The sequence below is a fragment of the Micromonospora sp. LH3U1 genome (assembly GCF_028475105.1).
In the GTDB taxonomy this organism is placed as follows: Bacteria; Actinomycetota; Actinomycetes; order Mycobacteriales; family Micromonosporaceae; genus Micromonospora.
Map to the genome: position 1 here is coordinate 1,608,350 of NZ_CP116936.1, position 17,692 is coordinate 1,626,041.

Sequence of the window (17,692 nt, forward strand, 5' to 3'; positions counted from 1 at the left end):
ATAGGAATTACCCAATCGTCCGTATCTGGGACGGCCTCGGCAGGTGAGTGTCCCTGCTCAGCCCGGTGCAGGTGTGTCCGGACGCTCGGGCTGGCAGACCGGGCACCAGTAGGTGACCCGGTCGCCCAGCTCCTCCTTACGGATCGCGGTGCCGCAGCGGCGGCAGGGCTGGGCGCGGCGGCCGTACACGTAGCTGGTCTGCCCCCGGTGCAACGAGCCGGTGCTGCTCTGCGTCCACCGGCCACGGTTGGCGGCGAGCAGCCGCTGCGCGAGGGTCACCATGCCGGGCAGGTCGGGCACCGCGCCGACCGGCGTCCAGGGCGACACGCCGCGCAGGAACAGCACCTCGCACTTGTAGAGGTTGCCCACGCCGGCCAGGTTGCGCTGGTCGAGCAGCGCCTCGCCGATGGTCTGCGCCGGGTGGTCGGTGAGGCGACGGACCGCCTCGGCCGGGTCCCAGTCTGTGCCGAGCAGGTCGGGGCCGAGGTGGCCGACCAGTTGGTCCTCCTCGCTGGTCGGCACCAGGGTCATCTCGTGCAGGTGGTAGCCGACCGCGACCGCGCCGGGGCTGCGCAGCACCACCCGGATCAGGTGTGCGGGCCGGCCGCTCCAGCGTTCCCCCGGTGCGTACGCCCGCCAGGCGCCGTCCATCCGCAGGTGCGAGTGCAAGGTCCAGTGCGCCTCGTCCGGGGCGCTGAACCGCAGCAGCAGGTGCTTGCCCCGGCTGGCCGACTCGCGGACGGTCCAGCCGGCGAGGTCCGTGGTCGCCAGCTGCGGCACCCGGAAATCACTGCTGGTGATCCGCGCGCCGGCCAGCGCGCGGTGCAGCACGCGCGCGGTGTTCCAGACGGTGTCGCCTTCGGGCACGCTGCCATCCTCCCTCTTTTGAGCAGTATTCGCATGTGTCGCTATTTGTACTCAGGTTCCTCATGATCTCCTGACATGCGAGGGTCAGGGGGTTCTGAGGAGAATGCCCATGACGCGACCTCGTTGTCGTATTCCATCCGTCGCCCTCGTCGCCACCCTCGCCCTCCTGCTCACCGCCGCGCTCCTGCCCGCCACCAGCGGAGTCTCGGCCACCCCCGCCGCCGGCAGCCCGATCACCCTCACCGCCGCCGCGCCCGGCAGCGAACGGTGGAACGCCGACCTCTCAGTCGTCGACCGCGACGACGTCAACGTCCGACGTACCGCCGCCGGGCTACGGCTGAGTGCGGCTCGGGCCACCGGCCGCAGCGCGCGCAGCCCGCACAGCGCGGTCGCCGAGGGAATGCTCCTGAGCGCCCCCGCACCCTCGCCCGGCCAGCCACCAGGGTCCGCGCCGAGATCAACGCCTCGGTCCCGGCCGGGGCAAGCGTGGAGGCGCAGGTCCGCGGCTGGCGGGCCGCCGGCTGGACGGAGTGGCGGACAACCACCGCCGGCGCGGTCTTCGACCGGCCGGTCACCCGGGTGCAGACCCGGGTGGTGCTCACCGCACCCAATGGCGGCGCCACCGCGACGGTACGCGGCGTGCGGTTCACCGCCGACGCGACCGCCGCCGTCTCCGCCGCCACGCCCGGGCGCACCTACCGGGTGTACGCCACACGCATCGGGCTGGTCGGCGAACTGACCGCCAACGGCCGTACCGTGCAACCCCGGGACCACTTCGTGGCGCTACCGTCGCGGCGCGGCCTCTCCCCACTCAACACCGGCGACTACACCGTGCGGGTCTGCACGACCAATGGCTCCCGCTGCGAGTACGCCCCGGTCTGGGACGTCGGGCCGTGGAACACCCGCGACGACTACTGGAACCCCTCATCGGTACGCGAAAACTGGAAGAACCTGCCGCAGGGCCGGCCCGAGGCGCAGGCCGCGTACCAGTCCGGCTACAACGGAGGGCGGGACCAGTTCGGGCGTACCGTGCTCAACCCGGCCGGCATCGACCTGGCAGACGGCACCTTCTGGGACGGCCTGCGGCTGACCACCAACGCCTGGGTGGACGTCGCCTACCTGTGGACCGGAGGCGGGCCGCGTGGCGTGGTCGGTGACGGGCCGCTCAACATCCGCGCCGGGGCCAACACGTCATCCGCGATCCGTGGCCTCGCCGCCCGGCTGGCCCACGTGCCGATCCAGTGCTACGTCGTCGGACAATTGGTGGCCGGCCCCTACCGCACCACGAGCCGCTGGAACCGCCTGGCCACCGGGCAGTACGTCAGCCACGCGTACATCTCCAGCGTGTACGGCGGCAACGCGCCGGTCTGCTGAGCCGCACTCACCCCGTCGGGCGCCGGTCAGGGGCGCTCGTCGGGGCGGGCCGAGCGCACCATGTCCTGGTAGCGCGGGTGGCTGGCACCGTAGACGGCGTAGTTGAGTCGGGCGTGCGAGAGGCTCAGATCGCCGTTGGGGCCACCCCGGATCGCGTCGGCGTCGGCATCGGTCTGGCCGTCATCGGTCCAGAAACAGACCGGGCAGGTCCCCCCGCCGGTCCGGGATGCACAGCAGGGACAACCCACGGGAACCACATGTTCACCCACCGGGGAAGCATTCCACAGTCGAATAACAGCCGGATACCGGCAGGAGGCCCTCCGGGAACGCCCGAAGCAGGTCCGTCGGTCGACCGGTGGGTGGCGGATACGGGACAGCGCAGTGACCGACCGGCCCTCGCGCCGCCGGATGCCGTTGGGCAGACTGCGGTGGTGACAATCCGGAGTCTGCCCGCCGTCGGGGCCCTGCTGGTCGTCGTTGCTCTCACCGCCGGTTGCGGCAGTGACGACGACGGCCGGCCGAACGCGGCACCATCCGCCTCGTCCGAGTCGGCCCCCACCGGCCTACCGACCGGGGCTTCGCCCACCGCCAGCGAGGCGGCCCCGCCGGCTCCGCCGTCCGCCGCAGCGCAGGGGCCGACGGAGCGACGGCCGGCCAGCCCGCCGCCGGTGGTGCTTCCTCAGCGTCCGGCCGGTGCGCCCGGCGCGCAGCAGGTCGTCAACGCGTTCAAGGCAGCCGGTCTGAAGGTCCCCCATCCAAAGGACCGCTCAGTCGACTGCGGACCGGACGGGCTCGGCCTGGGCTGTTCCGAGCTGATCGCCACCGACGCCGTCACGGTGTACGTGTTTCCGGACGAGACCAGCGCCAGTGACATCGCGGAGACCTGGGGCGGCCAGTCGTACCGGCGGGGCGCGGTGGTGCTCAACTATCTGGGGGCGAAGACCTCCGCCGCCGATCGCCCCCGCTACGAGAAGGTGCTCAACGGCCTGCGCTGAGCCGGTGCGTTCGGCTGCGGCGGGTAGGTCAGCCGCGTAGGCGCAGGCCGCGAGGGGTGGCCCGGAAGCCTGCGGCGGTCAGCGCGTCGCGCAGGGGCGAGGAGTGCACCGCCTCGCCGTCGGCCCGCTCCACCGACATCGCCCCCAACGCCCCGGAGTGAACGGCGTCGGCCAGCGCCTTGCCGGCCGCGGCGAGCGTGTCGGTGTCGTCGGTGAACGAGAGCAGCGTCCGGCCGCCGCGTTCCACGTAGAGGACGAGGTCGCCGCCGACCTGCACGACCAGCGCACCTGCCTTGCGGCCGGCCCGGTGCCCGGTCGCCGGGGCAGCCCCGTCGCCGGAGTCGACCACCCGTTCCGGCCAGGGCAGCGCCGCGCCGTACGGGTTGGCCGGGTCGGTGGCGGCGAGCACGGTGGCGGGCGTGCCCCGGCCCCGGGCGCCGTCGGTCGGCTCGGCCAGTGCGCGCAGCCGGTCCACCGCACCGGGCACCGCGAACTGGGCCGCGCCCAGCCCTTCGACGAAGTAGCCCCGGCGGGCGGTGCCGCGCTCCTCCAGCGCGGACAGCACCGGGTAGACCGCCGAGAACCCGCCGACCACCTGCTCGGCCATCACCGCGCCGCGGGTGACCACGCCGTGCCGCTCCAGCAGCACGTCGGCCAGGGCGGCGGCCCGTCGCGTCGGGTCGACGTCCCGTTCCGGTAGGCGTGACCAGCGGCCGGCGACGGTCGGCGGGCCACCACGGGTGGGCAGCGCGACCCGACCGGGCCGCCGGTAACGGGTGCGCGGCGCGGACGGCCGCGACCGGTGCGCTCCGCCGGCGCCGAGCACAGCGCGCAGCGGGGCGAGGGTGTCGTTGGTGAGATGCCCGGCCCAGACCAGGTCCCAGATCACCCCGGTCAGGGCGGCGTCGTCGGTCGAGCCCACCCGGTCGGCCAGCGGTCGGAAGAACAGCGCCTGCCCGTCGCCGAGCGCGTCCAGCACCGCCTCGTGCAACGGGGTGCGGGTCAGCGCCTCGTCGGGTGGCGGCAGCAGCAGCGGGGCGGCGTCCGCGTACGCCAGGGTGACCCAGCCGTCGCCCCCGGAGATCGCCCCCGATCCCGCCCAGAGCACCTCCCCGCTGGCGCACAGCTCGTCGAGCTGGGCGGGGGAGTAGTCAGCGACCCGACCGGGCAGCACCAACCGCTCCAGGGCGGACGCCGGCACCGTGGCGCCCTGCAACTGCTCCACCGTCGCGGCCAGCGCCTCCACACCTCGGGCGGACGAGCCGACCTGCTGCCAGCGGGGCAGGAACGTGGCCAGCGCCCGGGGTGGCACCGGCTCGATCTCCCGGCGCAGCGCCGCGAGCGAACGGCGGCGCAGCATCCGCAGCACCTCGGCGTCGCACCACTGAGCGCCGGCCGAGTCCGGGGTGAACTCCCCGGAGACCACCCGCCCGGTGGCGCCGAGCCGGCGCAGCGCCTGCTCGACGACGAACACGCCGAGCCCGAAGCGGGCCGCGCAGCTGGCAGCGGCGAACGGCCCGCGGGTGCGCGCGTAGCGGGCCACCAGGTCACCGAGCGGGTCGGCCACCGGGGCGAGGTACGCCTCGGCCACCCCGACCGGCAGCGCCACGCCGAGGGCGTCCCGCAGTCGTGCGGCGTCCTCGACACCCACCCAGCGCTGCTCGCCGGCGATCCGGACCCGCAGCACCCGACGGGTGGCCTCCAGCTCGGTCAGCCAGGACTCCGGCACACCCCGCTCGGTCAACTCGGCGTCGCTCAGGTCACCGAGCACCCGCAGCAGCTCGACGACGTCTTCGGCGTCGCGGGGGCGGCGCTGCTCGGTCAGCCAGCGCAGCTGCCGATCGGTCTCGGCGAGCACGGCAGGGTCGAGCAACTCACGCAGGTCGACCCGGCCGAGCAACTCGCCGAGGAGCGTGGAATCCAGGGCGAGCGCGGCGGCGCGCCGTTCGGCGAGGGGCGCGTCACCCTCGTAGAGGAACGCGCCGACGTAGCCGAAGAGCAGCGACCGGGCGAACGGGGACGGCGCGCTGGTCTCCACCTCGACCAGTCGCACCTTCCGGGTGGCCAGGTCGCGCATCAGCCCGGCCAGCGCCGGCTGGTCGAAGACGTCCTGAAGGCACTCGCGGGCGGCCTCCAGGGTGACCGGGAAGTCCGCGTACTCGCGGGCGACGTCGAGCAGCTGCGCGGCGCGTTGCCGCTGCTGCCAGAGCGGCTGCCTGCGGCGCGGGTCGCGGCGGGGCAGCAGCAGTGACCGGGCGGCGCACTCCCGGAAGCGGGCGGCGAAGAGGGCGGAGGTGCCGACCGACTCCTCCACGAGCTGGGTGATCTCGTCCGGCTCGAAGACCACCACGTCGGCGCCAGGTGGCTCGTCGGCGGTGTCCGGAAGTCGCACCACGATGCCGTCGTCGGAGGGCATCACCTGGGCGTCCACCCCGTACCGTTCGGCCAGCCGGCGGGCCACCGCGAGGGCCCACGGCCCGTTGACCCGGGCACCGAGGACACTGTGCACGGCCAGTCGCCAGTCGCCCAGCTCGTCGCGGAACCGCTCGACCAGGATCGTCCGGTCGTCGGGCAGCGAGCGGGTCGCCTCCCGCTGCTCGCGCAGGTAGGCCATCAGGTTGCCGGCGGCCCACTCGTCCAGCCCGCCGTCGCGTAGCGCGGCCAGCGCCGCCTCATCGCTCTGCCGCAGCAGGGTGCGCACCCGGGCGCCGATGGCTCGGCCCAGCTCCACCGGTCGGCCCAGCTGGTCGCCCTTCCAGAACGGCATGCGCGCGGCCTGCCCGGGGGCGGGCGAGACCAGGACCCGGTCGGGGGTGATCTCCTCGATGCGCCAGGAGGAGGAGCCGAGCAGGAAGACATCGCCGACCCGGGACTCGTAGACCATCTCCTCGTCCAGCTCGCCGACCCGGGCGGCCCGCTCGGCGCCGGCCAGGAAGACCCCGAACAGGCCCCGGTCGGGGATGGTGCCGCCGCTGGTGACCGCGAGTCGCTGTGCGCCCGGACGGCCGGTGAGCAGGTCGGTGGCCCGGTCCCAGACCAGTCGGGGACGGAGTTCGGCGAAGGCGGTGGACGGGTAGCGACCGGAGAGCATGTCCAACACGGCGTGCAGCGCGGAGTCGGGCAGCTCGGCGAAGGGGGCGGCCCGGCGGACCAGAACGGCCAGGTCGCCGAGCGGCCACGGCTCCAGTGCCACCATCGCGACGATCTGCTGGGCCAGCACGTCCAGTGGATTGCGCGGGTAGTGCAGCTCCTCGATCGCGCCGGCGGTCATCCGCTCGGCGACCACCGCGCAGGAGAGCAGGTCGCCGCGGTGCTTGGGGAAGACCACCCCACGGGAAACGGCGCCCACCTGGTGCCCGGCCCGGCCGACCCGTTGCAGCCCGGAGGCCACGCTCGGCGGGGCCTCGATCTGCACCACGAGGTCGACCGCGCCCATGTCGATGCCGAGCTCCAGGCTGGAGGTGGCCACCACCGCCGGGAGCTGGCCGGACTTGAGCGCCTCCTCGATGTGCTTGCGCTCCTCCCGGGAGACGCTGCCGTGGTGGGCGCGGGCGATCACGGGTGCCGCGCCGGTGGCCGCACCGGACTGGGCCATCACCTCCGCCGGTGGCCGGCTGCGCAACGGGCCGGCGGGGCCACCCCAGCGCTGCGCGTCGCCTGCCGGGCCGTCGCCCGCCGGGCCGTCGCCCGCCGACAACCCCTCCGGTACGCCGACCAGGCCCTCGCCCGACGCGGCGGCCACCTCTTCGGCTGCCAGTTCGTTGAGCCGGGCGCAGAGGCGCTCGGCGCTGCGGCGGGAGTTGGTGAAGACGATGGTCGAGCGGTGCTGCCCGATGAGCGTGAAGACGCGCTCCTCCACGGCCGGCCAGATCGAGGCGCGGCGTGGCCCGGGGCCGCCGAGGTCGTCCTCCGGTGGCTGCTCCTGCTCGTCCAGGCGGGTCATGTCCTCCACCGGGACCTGCACGCTGACCTCGATGGTCTTCGAGGTGGCCGGCTGCACGACGTCGACCGGACGGGCGCCGCCGAGGAACTGCGCGCAGGCGTCGATCGGCCGGACGGTGGCGGAGAGGCCGATGCGCTGCGCCGGGGCGGGCAGCAGCTCGTCGAGACGTTCGAGGGAGAGGGCGAGGTGGGCGCCGCGTTTGCTGCCGGCCACCGCGTGCACCTCGTCGACGATCACCGTCTGGATGCCGCGCAGCGAGTCGCGAGCCGCGGACGTGAGCAGCAGGAACAGCGACTCGGGCGTGGTGATGAGGATGTCCGGTGGGGTGCGGGCGAAGGCTCGTCGCTCGTCGGCTGGTGTGTCGCCGGTGCGCATGCCGACGGTGATGTCGGGCGGTGCGACGCCCAGCCGGGTCGCCGCCTGCCGGATGCCGGCCAGCGGGGCGCGCAGGTTGCGCTCCACGTCGACGGCGAGGGCCTTGAGGGGGCTGACGTAGAGCACCCGGCACCGCTGGCGGGCCTCGGCCGGTGCGGGCTCGCGGGACAGCCGGTCCAGTGACCAGAGGAAGGCCGCGAGCGTCTTGCCGGAGCCGGTGGGCGCCACGACGAGGGCGTTGCGCCCGGCCGCGACCGATCGCCAAGCGCCGGTCTGTGCGGCGGTGGGCGCGGCGAAGGCGGCGTCGAACCAGGCGCGGGTGGCCGGACCGAACCCGGCGAGCACCGCGCCGGCGTCTGCGTCTGCCCCGGTCACCGGTCCATCGTGCTCCTCCGGTACGACAACCACGGCCGACCTCGCGACGGAATGTGCCGGACCAACGGCAAAAAACACGGAACGCGTGCTTAATACGTTAAGTCTCACTTAACTGCTTGCTTCCAAGGAGCAACATAAAGTAACTTCACCCGCAACGCGAACCGGGGTGGGGTGATGTGATGGCCGGCGAGCAGCGCAACGTCGCACCCGGCACCGACGTGCTGATTCGCAAGGTCGACGGCCACCTGGCCGCGCTGCGCGGCGGCCTGCACGGCCCCGAGCTCGAGCTTGCCGAACGCCTCGCCCGCTGCCTGCGGGAGCTGGTCCTCTGCACCGCCCAGGCCAGCGCCGCCGATCGGGGTCAGGTCCGTGTCGCCGTCCACTACTTCGTGCTGCGCCGGGAGAGCCGCGGTCGGTTGCTGTCGGTGCGGTCGCTGGCCGCCGCGGAGCGGGTGGTCGACCGGGTCGCACGCCAGCTCGGCCGCCCCGACCTGCTGAGCGAGCTGTGCCGCGACCGCCCCACGCCCGACGACGCGCTGCCCCTCGGCGACGCCCTGCTGCGCTGACCACGACGGTGCCGCGCGGTGCCCCCCGGTAGTCGGTCCTTCAGCGGCCATGGGCCGGGACGTCGCCGTCGACTATGGGACGAATTCCGGCAAAACCGCCCGAAGGGCGACGAACTGGCGTCTGATCGCTGCTAGGCGCCGCCACCGCTGCACGGGCGTCGGCCACCTCGATCGGGAGCCCGGGTGCTGGTACTGCTCATCCTCCACCTCGTGGCGGCCCTCGCTGCGCCCCTGCTCGTCAAATGGTGGGGTCCGCGCGCGTGCTACCCGCTGGCGCTGGCGCCGGCCGCCGCGTTCTGCTGGGCGGTGGCGCACACCCCGGCCGTCGGCGACGGCGGGGCGGTGGTCGAGACGTACTCGTGGATCGAGCAACTGGGCCTCGACATCGCGTTCCGGCTCACCACGCTGTCCTGGCTGATGACGCTGCTGATCGGCGGCATCGGCGCGCTGGTGCTGGTCTACAGCGCCCGCTACTTCAGCGCCGGCTCGACGGGGCTGGCGCAGTTCGCCGCGGTCCTGGTCGCCTTCGCCGGCGCGATGCTCGTCCTGGTCTTCGCCGACGACCTGCTGCTGCTCTACGTCGGCTGGGAGCTGACCACGGTCTTCTCGTACCTGCTGATCGGGCACAGCAGCGAACGGCGTTCCAGCCGGTGGGCGGCGGCGCAGGCGCTGACCGTCACCACGCTGGGCGGGCTCGCCATGCTGGTCGGGTTCATCATGCTGGGCGAGCACGCCGGCACCTACCGCTGGTCGGAGATCGCCGACCAGCCACTGCCCGGCGGCGGATACCTGGTGGCCGCCGTGCTGCTGATCCTGGCCGGCGCGTTGTCCAAGTCGGCGGTGCTGCCGTTCAACTCCTGGCTACCGGTCGCGATGGCGGCACCCACGCCGGTCAGCGCGTACCTGCACGCCGCCGCCATGGTCAAGGCCGGCGTCTACCTGGTCGGGCTGCTCGCGCCGGCGCTCGCCACGGTCGGCCCGTGGCGACCGGTGGTGCAGGTCGCCGGCGTGGCCACCATGCTGCTCGGCGGCTGGGCCGCGCTGCGGCAGACCGACCTGAAGCTGCTGCTGGCGTACGGGACGGTCAGTCAGCTCGGCCTGCTGATCGCGGTGACCGGGTCGGGCACCCCGGACGCCGCCCTGGCCGGCACCGCGATGCTGCTGGCACACGCCCTGTTCAAGGCGGCGTTGTTCCTGGTCGTCGGCATCATCGATCATGGTGCCGGCACCCGTGACCTGCGCGAGCTGTCCGGGCTGCGGCACTGGTCCCGGCCGCTGTTCGTGCTCGCGGTGCTGGCCGCGGCGTCGATGGCCGGTGTGCCGCCACTGGTCGGCTTCGTGGCCAAGGAGGCGGTGTTCGAGGCGTTCACCGACCAGCCGTTGCTCCTCACCGGTCTGGTCGTCGGGACAGTGCTCACCGTCGCGTACAGCGCCCGCTTCCTCTGGGGCGCATTCGCTGACCGGCCGGGCGTGGAACCGGTCCAGCCGGGCCGGATCGCCGCGTCGCTGCTGGTCCCGCCGGTGGTGCTCGTCGGGGTCAGCCTGCTCGCCGGCCTGGCCGCGAGCGTGCTGGACGGCCTGCTGCGCCCGTACGCCGATCTGCTCGGCGGGGTCGACGCGCACCTGGCGCTCTGGTCCGGACCGACCCCGGCGCTCGGCCTGTCCGCGGTGGCGCTCGCTGGCGGCGGCCTGCTCTTCGCCGTGCGCGGGCCGCTCGCCCCGGTGCTGGCCCGGCTGCGTTCGCCGGTGAGCGGCAACCAGGGATACGAGTGGGTCGTGGGCCGGTTCGACCGGCTGGCCATCGAGGTCACCGGAGCGACTCAGCGCGGCTCCCTGCCGCAGTATCTGGGCATCATCCTGGTCGTCCTGGTGCTGGTGCCCGGTGCGGCGATGCTCTCCGCCAGCCCGTGGCAGGCTCGGATCCGGCTCTGGGACAGCCTGCCGCAACCGGTGATCGTGTTGATCATCGCGGTGGCCGCGGTGCTGGCGGTCGGCGCCCGCCGTCGCCTGACCGCGATGCTGCTGGTGGGGATGACCGGTTACGGCACCGCGATGCTGTTCGTCCTGCATGGAGCACCGGACCTGGCGCTCACCCAGTTCCTGGTGGAGACCGCGACGATCGCGGTCTTCGTGCTGGTGCTGCGTCGCCTGCCGGAGCGGTTCTCGGCCCGGCCGCTGCGGCGCACCCGGTGGGTCCGTCGGGCGATCGGGGTGGCGGTGGGTGCCGTGGCGGCCGGTCTGGCCCTCGTGGCGGCCGGCGCCCGGCGGGCACCGGACGTCTCCGCCGCCTTCCCGGACCTGGCGGTGATCCATGGGTACGGCCGCAACGTGGTCAACGTGACCCTGGTCGACATCCGGGCCTGGGACACGATGGGCGAGCTGTCGGTGCTGGTGGTGGCCGCGACCGGGGTGGCCAGCCTGATCTTCGAGCAGTCCCGTACGGGGCCGCGACCGCGCCGGCCGGAGTCGGACCGGCGGGTGAACCGACCCGGTCGGCCGGTGTGGCTGCGTGGCGGCCCCACCCTGTACGAGGAGCGCCGCTCGATCGTGCTGGAGGTGGTCACCCGGCTGATCTTCCACACCGTCGTGCTGTTCTCCCTGTTCCTGCTCTTCTCGGGGCACAACGCGCCGGGCGGTGGCTTCTCCGGCGGTCTGGTGGCGGGTCTCGCCCTGGTGGTCCGCTACCTGGCCGGCGGCCGGTACGAGCTGACCGAGGCGGCGCCGATCGGCGCCGGGCTGATCCTCGGCGCCGGGCTGGCCGTGTCGGTGGGCAGCGGCTTGGTGGCGCTGCTGGTCGGTGGAGCGGTGCTGGAGAGCGCCAAGGTCGACCATCCCCTGCCGCTGATCGGCGACGTCCACCTGGTCACGTCGCTCTTCTTCGACATCGGTGTGTACCTGGTCGTGATCGGGCTGGTGCTGGACATCCTGCGCAGCCTCGGGGCCGAGGTCGACCGGCACATCGAGGCCACCGGAACGGGCACGGGTGGCCTGGCCGTCAACAAGGGGGAGCGGCCGTGAGCGCGAGGAGTGAGCCGGGTTTGCGAGCCCCGCAGTCGCGAACAGAGGTGGCACGGTGAGCGCGAGGAGTGAGCCGGGTTTGCGAGCCCCGCAGTCGCGAACAGAGGTGGCACGGTGAGCGCGAGGAGTGAGCCGGGTTTGCGAGCCCCGCAGTCGCGAACAGAGGTGGCACGGTGAGCGCGAGGAGTGAGCCGGGTTTGCGAGCCCCGCAGTCGCGAACAGAGGTGGCACGGTGAGCGCGAGGAGTGAGCCGGGTTTGCGAGCCCCGCAGTCGCGAACAGAGGTGGCACGGTGACGGCGGGCGGCGCTGGACCGACGTTGGTGCTGGTGCTGGCCGTCGCGGTGCTTGTCGGTTGCGGGGTGATCCTGTTGTTGGAGCGCAGCCTGACCCGGATCCTGCTCGGTGTGATCATGCTTGGCAACGGGGTCAACCTGCTGGTCCTGCTGGGCGGGCGGTCCGGTGGGGCGCCGATTGTCGGCACCGGCCCGGTGGAGCAGATGAGCGACCCGCTGCCGCAGGCGATGGTGTTGACCGCCATCGTGATCACGTTCGGGTTCACCGCGTTCCTGCTCGCTGTGGCGTACCGCAGTTGGTATCTCAGCGGCGACGACGAGGTGCCCGACGACCTGGAAGACCAGCAGATCATCCGCCGGGCCTTGCGTAACGAGGTGGGCGCCGTCGACCACGGTGGGGAGGGCCCGGACGACGACCCGGAGCAGGTCGATCCTGAGCCCGCCCGCCGTCGACTACGACGCGGGGACGAGGCGTGATGGGCGCGCTGGTGCCGCTGCCGGTGGTGGTGCCGCTGCTCGGTGCGGCGCTGACCCTGCTGCTGGCCGCGCAGCCCCGGCTCCAGCGCTCGGTCAGCGTGCTCTGCCTGAGCGGCACCTTCGTCGTGGCGGTGCTGCTGCTGGTCCAGGCGTACCGGTACGGGCCGGTGGTGGTGGCCGTCGGCGCGTGGTCGGCACCGGTCGGCATCGTGCTGGTCGCCGATCAGCTCGCCGCGCTGATGGTGGTGGTCTCCTCGGCGGTGACCCTCTGCGTGCTGCTGTACTCGATCGGTCAGGGGCGCAGCGAGACGAGCGAGACCACGCCGGTGGTGATCTTCCACCCGACGTACCTGGTGCTCACCGCGGGTGTCACCAACGCGTTCCTGGCTGGTGACCTGTTCAACCTCTTCGTCGGCTTCGAGATCCTGTTGGCTGCCAGCTTCGTGTTGATCACGTTGGGGGGCACCGAGACCCGGATCCGGACCGGGTCGACGTACGTGGTGGTCAGCATCCTCTCCTCGATGATCTTCCTGACGGCGGTCGGCCTGGTGTACGCAGCCACCGGCACGCTCAATCTGGCTCAGCTCGCCCAGCGCCTCGACGACCTGCCCGGCGACGTCCGACTGGCCCTGGAACTGATGTTGCTGCTGGCCTTTGCGATCAAGGCGGCGGTCTTCCCACTGTCGGCGTGGCTGCCGGACAGCTATCCCACCGCGCCCGCCCCGGTCACCGCCGTCTTCGCGGGTCTGCTCACCAAGGTCGGCGTCTACGCGATCATCCGTACCGAGACGTTGCTCTTTCCCGGTGGGCAGGCCGATGGGCTGCTCATGGTCGTCGCCGGGCTGACCATGGTGGTCGGCATCCTCGGCGCGGTGGCGCAGTCCGATCTGAAGCGGCTCTTCTCGTTCACCCTGGTCAGCCACATCGGCTACATGATCTTCGGCGTGGCGTTGAGCACCGCCGCCGGGCTCTCCGGCGCGATCTTCTACGTGGTGCACCACATCACCATCCAGACCACGCTGTTCCTCGTCGCCGGGCTGGTCGAGGAGCGCGCCGGCAGCACCGACCTGCGCCGCATCGGCGGGCTGGCCCGGGTGGCACCACTGCTCGGTGTGCTGTTCTTCGTCCCGGCCATGAACCTCGCCGGGGTGCCGCCGTTCTCCGGTTTCCTCGGCAAGCTCGGCCTGCTCCAGGCCGGGGTGGCGGTCGGCGGGCCGCTGCCCGGGGTGCTGGTCGCGGCTGGCACGCTGACCAGCCTGCTCACCCTGTACGTGGCGTCCCGGGTGTGGAACATCGCCTTCTGGCGTGCGCCCCGCCTGGCCACCAGCGAGCCGGCCGTCCGGCTGCCGAGGCTGATGGTCGGGGCCACCGTGGCCCTGGTCGCCATCGGGGTGGCGTTGACCGTGCTGGCCGGTCCGCTCTTCGACGTCACCGCCGACGCGGCGGCCGACCTGCGCCTGCGTACCCCGTACGTGCGTGCCGTGCTGCCGGACGGCGTGCCGTGACCGGCCCGCCCGAGACGGCGCGCGACGCCGCCGGGCCGGGGGCGTCCGGGCGCGGCCGGCCTGGGCGCTGGCGGGACCAGGTGGTGGCGCTCGGGTGGCTGCTGGTCGTCTGGAACCTGCTCTGGGGCGACATCAACTGGGCCAATCTGATCGGCGGCCTGCTGGTGGGCGGCGCGGTGCTGGTCTTCTTTCCGCTGCCGGCGGTCAGCTTCGGTGGGCGGCTGCGGCCCCGGGCGCTGCTGGTGTTCGCGGTCCGGTTCGCTGTGGAGCTGGTCAGCGCGAGTCTGCACGTCGCCCGGATCGCCGTGCAGCCCGGCTACCGGCCGCGCGGGGCGATCATCGCGGTCCAGTTACGGGTGCCCACCGACCTGAACCTGGCGCTCACCGCCGAGGCCGTCTCGTTGGTGCCGGGCACGCTGATCCTCGAGGTGGACCGGGACTCCGGAACGCTCTACCTGCACGTGCTGGACACCCACGGGCCGGCGGACCTGGACGTGGCCCGGGAACGCACCCACGCCGTCGAGCGGCGCATCGTCCGCGCGGTGGGCTCCAGCGCCGAACTGCGCCGCCTCGAGACCGACTCATCCGAGAAGGGAACCCGCCCGTGACCACGTTCCTGGCCGCCGTCCTCACCGTTCTGCTGTCGGTGACCGCGCTCCTCGCGCTGGCCCGCCTCTACCGTGGCCCGTCGCTGGTGGACCGGGTGATCGCCGCGGACATGCTGCTCGCCACCATGGTCGGCGCGGTCGGCGCCGAAGCCGCGGTGAATCGGCACGCCACCACACTGCCCGTGCTGGTGGTGCTCTCCCTGCTCGGCTTCGTGGGCTCGGTGTCGCTGGTCCGCTTCGCTGTCCGGGAGCAGCAGTGATCGCGACGATCGCGGACTGGCTCGGCGCCGGTTGTCTGGTGGCCGGCGCGCTGCTCGGCCTAGCCGCCGGGATCGGCGTGCTGCGTTTCCCGGACGCGCTGTCCCGCATGCACGCGGCCACCAAGCCGCAGGTGCTCGGGGTGCTCCTGCTGCTGCTGGGCATCGCGTTGCGGCTGCGGTCTCCGGCGGATCTGGGCATGATCCTGCTGGTGGCGGTCTTCCAGTTGGCGACCGCGCCGGTCGCGGCCCAGATGATCGGGCGGGCCGCGTACCGGTCGGGCCGGCTCGACCGGAGCCTGCTCGACGCCGATGAGCTGGCCGAACGCGGATCGGAAGGTGGGTCGGCGGGACCGGCGTGACGACCCGGGCGTGGCGGGTGAACCGGACGAAATGCTCCTTCGGCCCACCCCCAGCGGAGTCCCAGCCGACGCCGATAAAATAGAGGCATGATCGACTCCTCTGCCCAGGAGGGCAGCAGTAGCCAGCCGGGTCGTGCCCGGCATATCCCCGTATCGACGACCCCGGGAGCCCTGAGCAACCCGTGTTGATCGTCGTTGGTCTCCTTCTGATCATCGTGCTCACTGCCGCCACCGGATACTTCGTGGCGCAGGAGTTCGGCTACGTCGCCGTGGACCGGGGCAAGCTGCGCCAGCTCGCCGATGACGGCGATCCGGCCGCCGCCCGGGCCCTGACCGTCACCAGTCGCCTCTCCTTCATGCTCTCCGGCGCCCAACTCGGCATCACCGTCACCGCCCTGCTGGTCGGCTACGTCGCCGAGCCGTTCCTCGGCGGTGGCCTCGCCGACCTGCTCGGCGTGGCCGGCGTCAGCGAGGCGATCAGTTTGCCGCTGTCGGTGGCGTTGGCCCTGGTCATCGCCACCATCGTGCAGATGGTCCTCGGCGAGCTGGCCCCGAAGAACCTGGCCATCGCGCGGGCCGAGCAACTGGCCCGGGCGCTGAGCCGGTCCACCCTGATCTACCTGGCCGTCGCCGGGCCGCTGATCCACCTCTTCGACCGGGCATCCGTACGTCTGCTGCGCCGGTTCGGCATCGAACCGATCGAGGAACTGCCCAGCGGCGCCACCCCGGCGGACCTGGAACAGATCATCGCCGAGTCCCGCGAGGAGGGCAGCCTCGACGCCGAGATGTCCACGCTGCTCGACCGAGGTCTGGACTTCCGTGAGCTGACCGCCGGCGAGGCCATGGTGCCCCGGGTCGACGTGCACACCGTACGGGCGCACGAACCGGTCAGCCGGGTGGTCGAGCTGCTGGACACCGGCCACTCCCGCTTCCCGGTACGCGGTACGGAGGGCGTCGACGACCTGATCGGCGTCGTCGGCATCGCCGACGTGCTCGGCGTACCCCCGGGGGACCGGGCCACCACCCCGGTGAGTGCGGTGGCCGGGCCACCGCTGCTCGTACCGGAGACGTTGCCCCTGCCCACCGTCCTCGACCGCCTGCGGTCCGGGCACCGGCAGATGGCCTGCGTGGTCGACGAGTACGGCGGCTTCGCCGGCGTGATCACGCTGGAGGACATCGCCGAGGAGCTGGTCGGCCCGATCCGGGACGAGGACGACCCACCTGATCGGGCACCGGCCCGGCAGGACGACGGGTCCTGGGTGGTGCCGGCCCGCTGGCGGATCGACGAGGTCGCCGACAGCACCGGCATCGCACTGCCCGAGGCCCCGGAGTACGACACGCTGTCCGGGTTGGTGATGCGGGAGCTGGGCCGGGTGCCGGAGGTCGGTGACCGGCTGGAGATCATCCTGCTGCCCGAGGGCGCAGATGGTGAGGACAACGAGGCGGAGCCCCGAGCGCTGGTCGAGGTGCTGGCCGTGGACCGGCATGTGGCCGACTCGGTGCGGCTGCAACTGACCCGACCGGGGGTGACCGCATGAGCCCCGGGATCGCGCTGTTCAGCTCGGTGATCCTGCTGGCGCTGAACGCGTTCTTCGTGGCCGCCGAGTTCGCCCTGGTGGCCAGCAAGCGGTACCGCCTGGAGCAGGCGGCGGCGAACGGCGGCCGAGCGGCACGCGCCGCGCTGGACGGTGTCCGCGAGCTGTCGCTGATGTTGGCCGGCGCGCAGCTCGGCATCACACTGTGCACCCTGGGTCTCGGCGCGCTCGCCGAACCGGCGATCGAACACCTCCTCAGCCCACTGCTGCACGCGGTGGGCCTGCCAGACGCGGCCAGTCACATCGTCGCCCTGGTCTTCGCTCTCGCGGTGGTCACCTTCCTGCACCTGGTGGTGGGGGAGATGGCACCGAAGTCGTGGGCGATCACCGACGCCGAGCGCTCAGCGACGCTGCTCGCGCTGCCGTTCCGCGCCTTCGCCCGGGTGTCCCGGCCGATACTCTCCGCGCTCAACGCCCTGGCCAACGCGATCCTGCGGCTGTTCGGGGTCAACCAGCAGGATCAGCTCGCCCAGGTGCACGGCCCGGACGAGCTGCGAATCCTGCTGGAGCAGTCCCGTGAGCACGGGCTGCTCGGCGCCGAGCAGCACCAACTGCTGACCAGCATGTTGGAGTTGCAGGGCACGTCGGTGGCGCAGGTGATGGAACCGTTCGACACCATGGTCACCGTCCGTCGGGGCGACCCGGCCGAGCGGATCGAAGAGGTCAGCCGGGACAGCGGTCGGTCCCGGCTGGCGGTGCTGGACGAGGCGGGCGACGTCTGCGGCCTGGTGCACGTCCGGGAGGCCGTGCGAGTGGTCACCACCGGCCGCGTCGCCACCGCAGGGGAGCTGATGACGCCCGCGTTCACCTTGCCCGCGACGTCCTCGGTCACCGAGGCGGTCGCGGCGATGCGCGCCCGGCAGTCGCAGCTCGCGTTGGTGCGCAACGGCGGTGGCCCGGCCCGACCGGTCGGCTTCGTGGCCCTGGAGGACCTCCTGGAGGAGGTCATCGGCGAGTTCGACGACGAGACCGACACGGTGCCGCGCGGGCGGCGGTTGCGCTGAGTTGCCGACCCGGCCGCGCTGACGCGGTGCGGCCGGGTCGGCGGGGCAGCGCTGCTCGGCGGGGCAGCGTTGCTCGG

At 72.8% G+C, this 17,692-nt stretch carries 14 protein-coding genes; 11 read left to right on the forward strand and 3 right to left on the reverse strand.

All coding sequences use genetic code 11. From position 1 onward, the window contains the following. Positions 1-57: 57 nt before the first annotated feature. Complete coding sequence (locus PCA76_RS07475; protein WP_272616277.1) at positions 58-867, reverse strand: DNA-formamidopyrimidine glycosylase family protein; 810 nt, start codon at positions 865-867, stop codon at positions 58-60. 486 nt (positions 868-1,353) lie between these two features. On the opposite strand from PCA76_RS07475, the gene PCA76_RS07480 reads away from it, so the two are divergent. Then, positions 1,354-2,241, forward strand: coding sequence for a hypothetical protein (locus PCA76_RS07480; protein ID WP_272616279.1), 888 nt, complete (start codon positions 1,354-1,356; stop codon positions 2,239-2,241). Positions 2,242-2,267: 26 nt separating this feature from the next. Here PCA76_RS07480 and PCA76_RS07485 read toward each other — a convergent pair whose 3' ends face one another. Beyond that, positions 2,268-2,510 carry a CPCC family cysteine-rich protein gene (locus tag PCA76_RS07485; protein ID WP_272616280.1) on the reverse strand — a complete coding sequence of 81 codons (243 nt, stop codon included), beginning with the start codon at positions 2,508-2,510 and terminating at the stop codon, positions 2,268-2,270. Positions 2,511-2,672: 162 nt separating this feature from the next. Between PCA76_RS07485 and PCA76_RS07490 the strand changes: the two genes are divergently transcribed. Beyond that, positions 2,673-3,236, forward strand: a complete 564-nt coding sequence (locus tag PCA76_RS07490; protein ID WP_272616281.1) for a hypothetical protein — start codon at positions 2,673-2,675, stop codon at positions 3,234-3,236. A gap of 28 nt (positions 3,237-3,264) precedes the next feature. Here PCA76_RS07490 and PCA76_RS07495 read toward each other — a convergent pair whose 3' ends face one another. After that, positions 3,265-7,929: an Lhr family helicase gene (locus PCA76_RS07495; RefSeq protein ID WP_272616282.1), complete on the reverse strand. Its 4,665-nt coding sequence runs from the start codon at positions 7,927-7,929 to the stop codon at positions 3,265-3,267. A 179-nt stretch (positions 7,930-8,108) separates the two neighbouring features. On the opposite strand from PCA76_RS07495, the gene PCA76_RS07500 reads away from it, so the two are divergent. The 9 genes from PCA76_RS07500 (at position 8,109) to PCA76_RS07540 (ending at position 17,615) form a co-directional block, all read left to right on the forward strand. Continuing rightward, entirely contained in the window at positions 8,109-8,495 is a 387-nt protein-coding gene (locus PCA76_RS07500; protein ID WP_272616283.1) for a hypothetical protein, read from the forward strand. A 183-nt stretch (positions 8,496-8,678) separates the two neighbouring features. Next, complete coding sequence (locus tag PCA76_RS07505) at positions 8,679-11,513, forward strand: Na+/H+ antiporter subunit A (protein ID WP_272616284.1); 2,835 nt, start codon at positions 8,679-8,681, stop codon at positions 11,511-11,513. 291 nt (positions 11,514-11,804) lie between these two features. Further along, complete coding sequence (locus tag PCA76_RS07510; protein WP_272616285.1) at positions 11,805-12,284, forward strand: Na(+)/H(+) antiporter subunit C; 480 nt, start codon at positions 11,805-11,807, stop codon at positions 12,282-12,284. Beyond that, complete coding sequence (locus tag PCA76_RS07515; protein WP_272616286.1) at positions 12,284-13,789, forward strand: Na+/H+ antiporter subunit D; 1,506 nt, start codon at positions 12,284-12,286, stop codon at positions 13,787-13,789. The genes PCA76_RS07510 and PCA76_RS07515 overlap by 1 nt, the downstream gene beginning before the upstream one ends. Beyond that, the gene (locus tag PCA76_RS07520; RefSeq protein ID WP_272616287.1) at positions 13,786-14,397 is read left to right on the forward strand and encodes a Na+/H+ antiporter subunit E; all 612 of its coding nucleotides are present in this window, start codon (positions 13,786-13,788) and stop codon (positions 14,395-14,397) included. The genes PCA76_RS07515 and PCA76_RS07520 overlap by 4 nt, the downstream gene beginning before the upstream one ends. Beyond that, positions 14,394-14,657, forward strand: coding sequence for a monovalent cation/H+ antiporter complex subunit F (locus PCA76_RS07525; RefSeq protein WP_272616289.1), 264 nt, complete (start codon positions 14,394-14,396; stop codon positions 14,655-14,657). The genes PCA76_RS07520 and PCA76_RS07525 overlap by 4 nt, the downstream gene beginning before the upstream one ends. Beyond that, complete coding sequence (gene mnhG, locus PCA76_RS07530) at positions 14,657-15,016, forward strand: monovalent cation/H(+) antiporter subunit G (RefSeq protein ID WP_272619233.1); 360 nt, start codon at positions 14,657-14,659, stop codon at positions 15,014-15,016. Before PCA76_RS07525 ends, mnhG begins: the two co-directional genes overlap by 1 nt. Positions 15,017-15,198: 182 nt before the next feature. Beyond that, positions 15,199-16,554 (forward strand): hemolysin family protein, encoded by a 1,356-nt coding sequence (locus PCA76_RS07535; RefSeq protein ID WP_272616291.1) that lies wholly within the window; start codon positions 15,199-15,201, stop codon positions 16,552-16,554. Continuing rightward, entirely contained in the window at positions 16,551-17,615 is a 1,065-nt protein-coding gene (locus tag PCA76_RS07540) for a hemolysin family protein (RefSeq protein ID WP_272616292.1), read from the forward strand. The genes PCA76_RS07535 and PCA76_RS07540 overlap by 4 nt, the downstream gene beginning before the upstream one ends. The last annotated feature ends 77 nt before the right edge of the window (positions 17,616-17,692 follow it).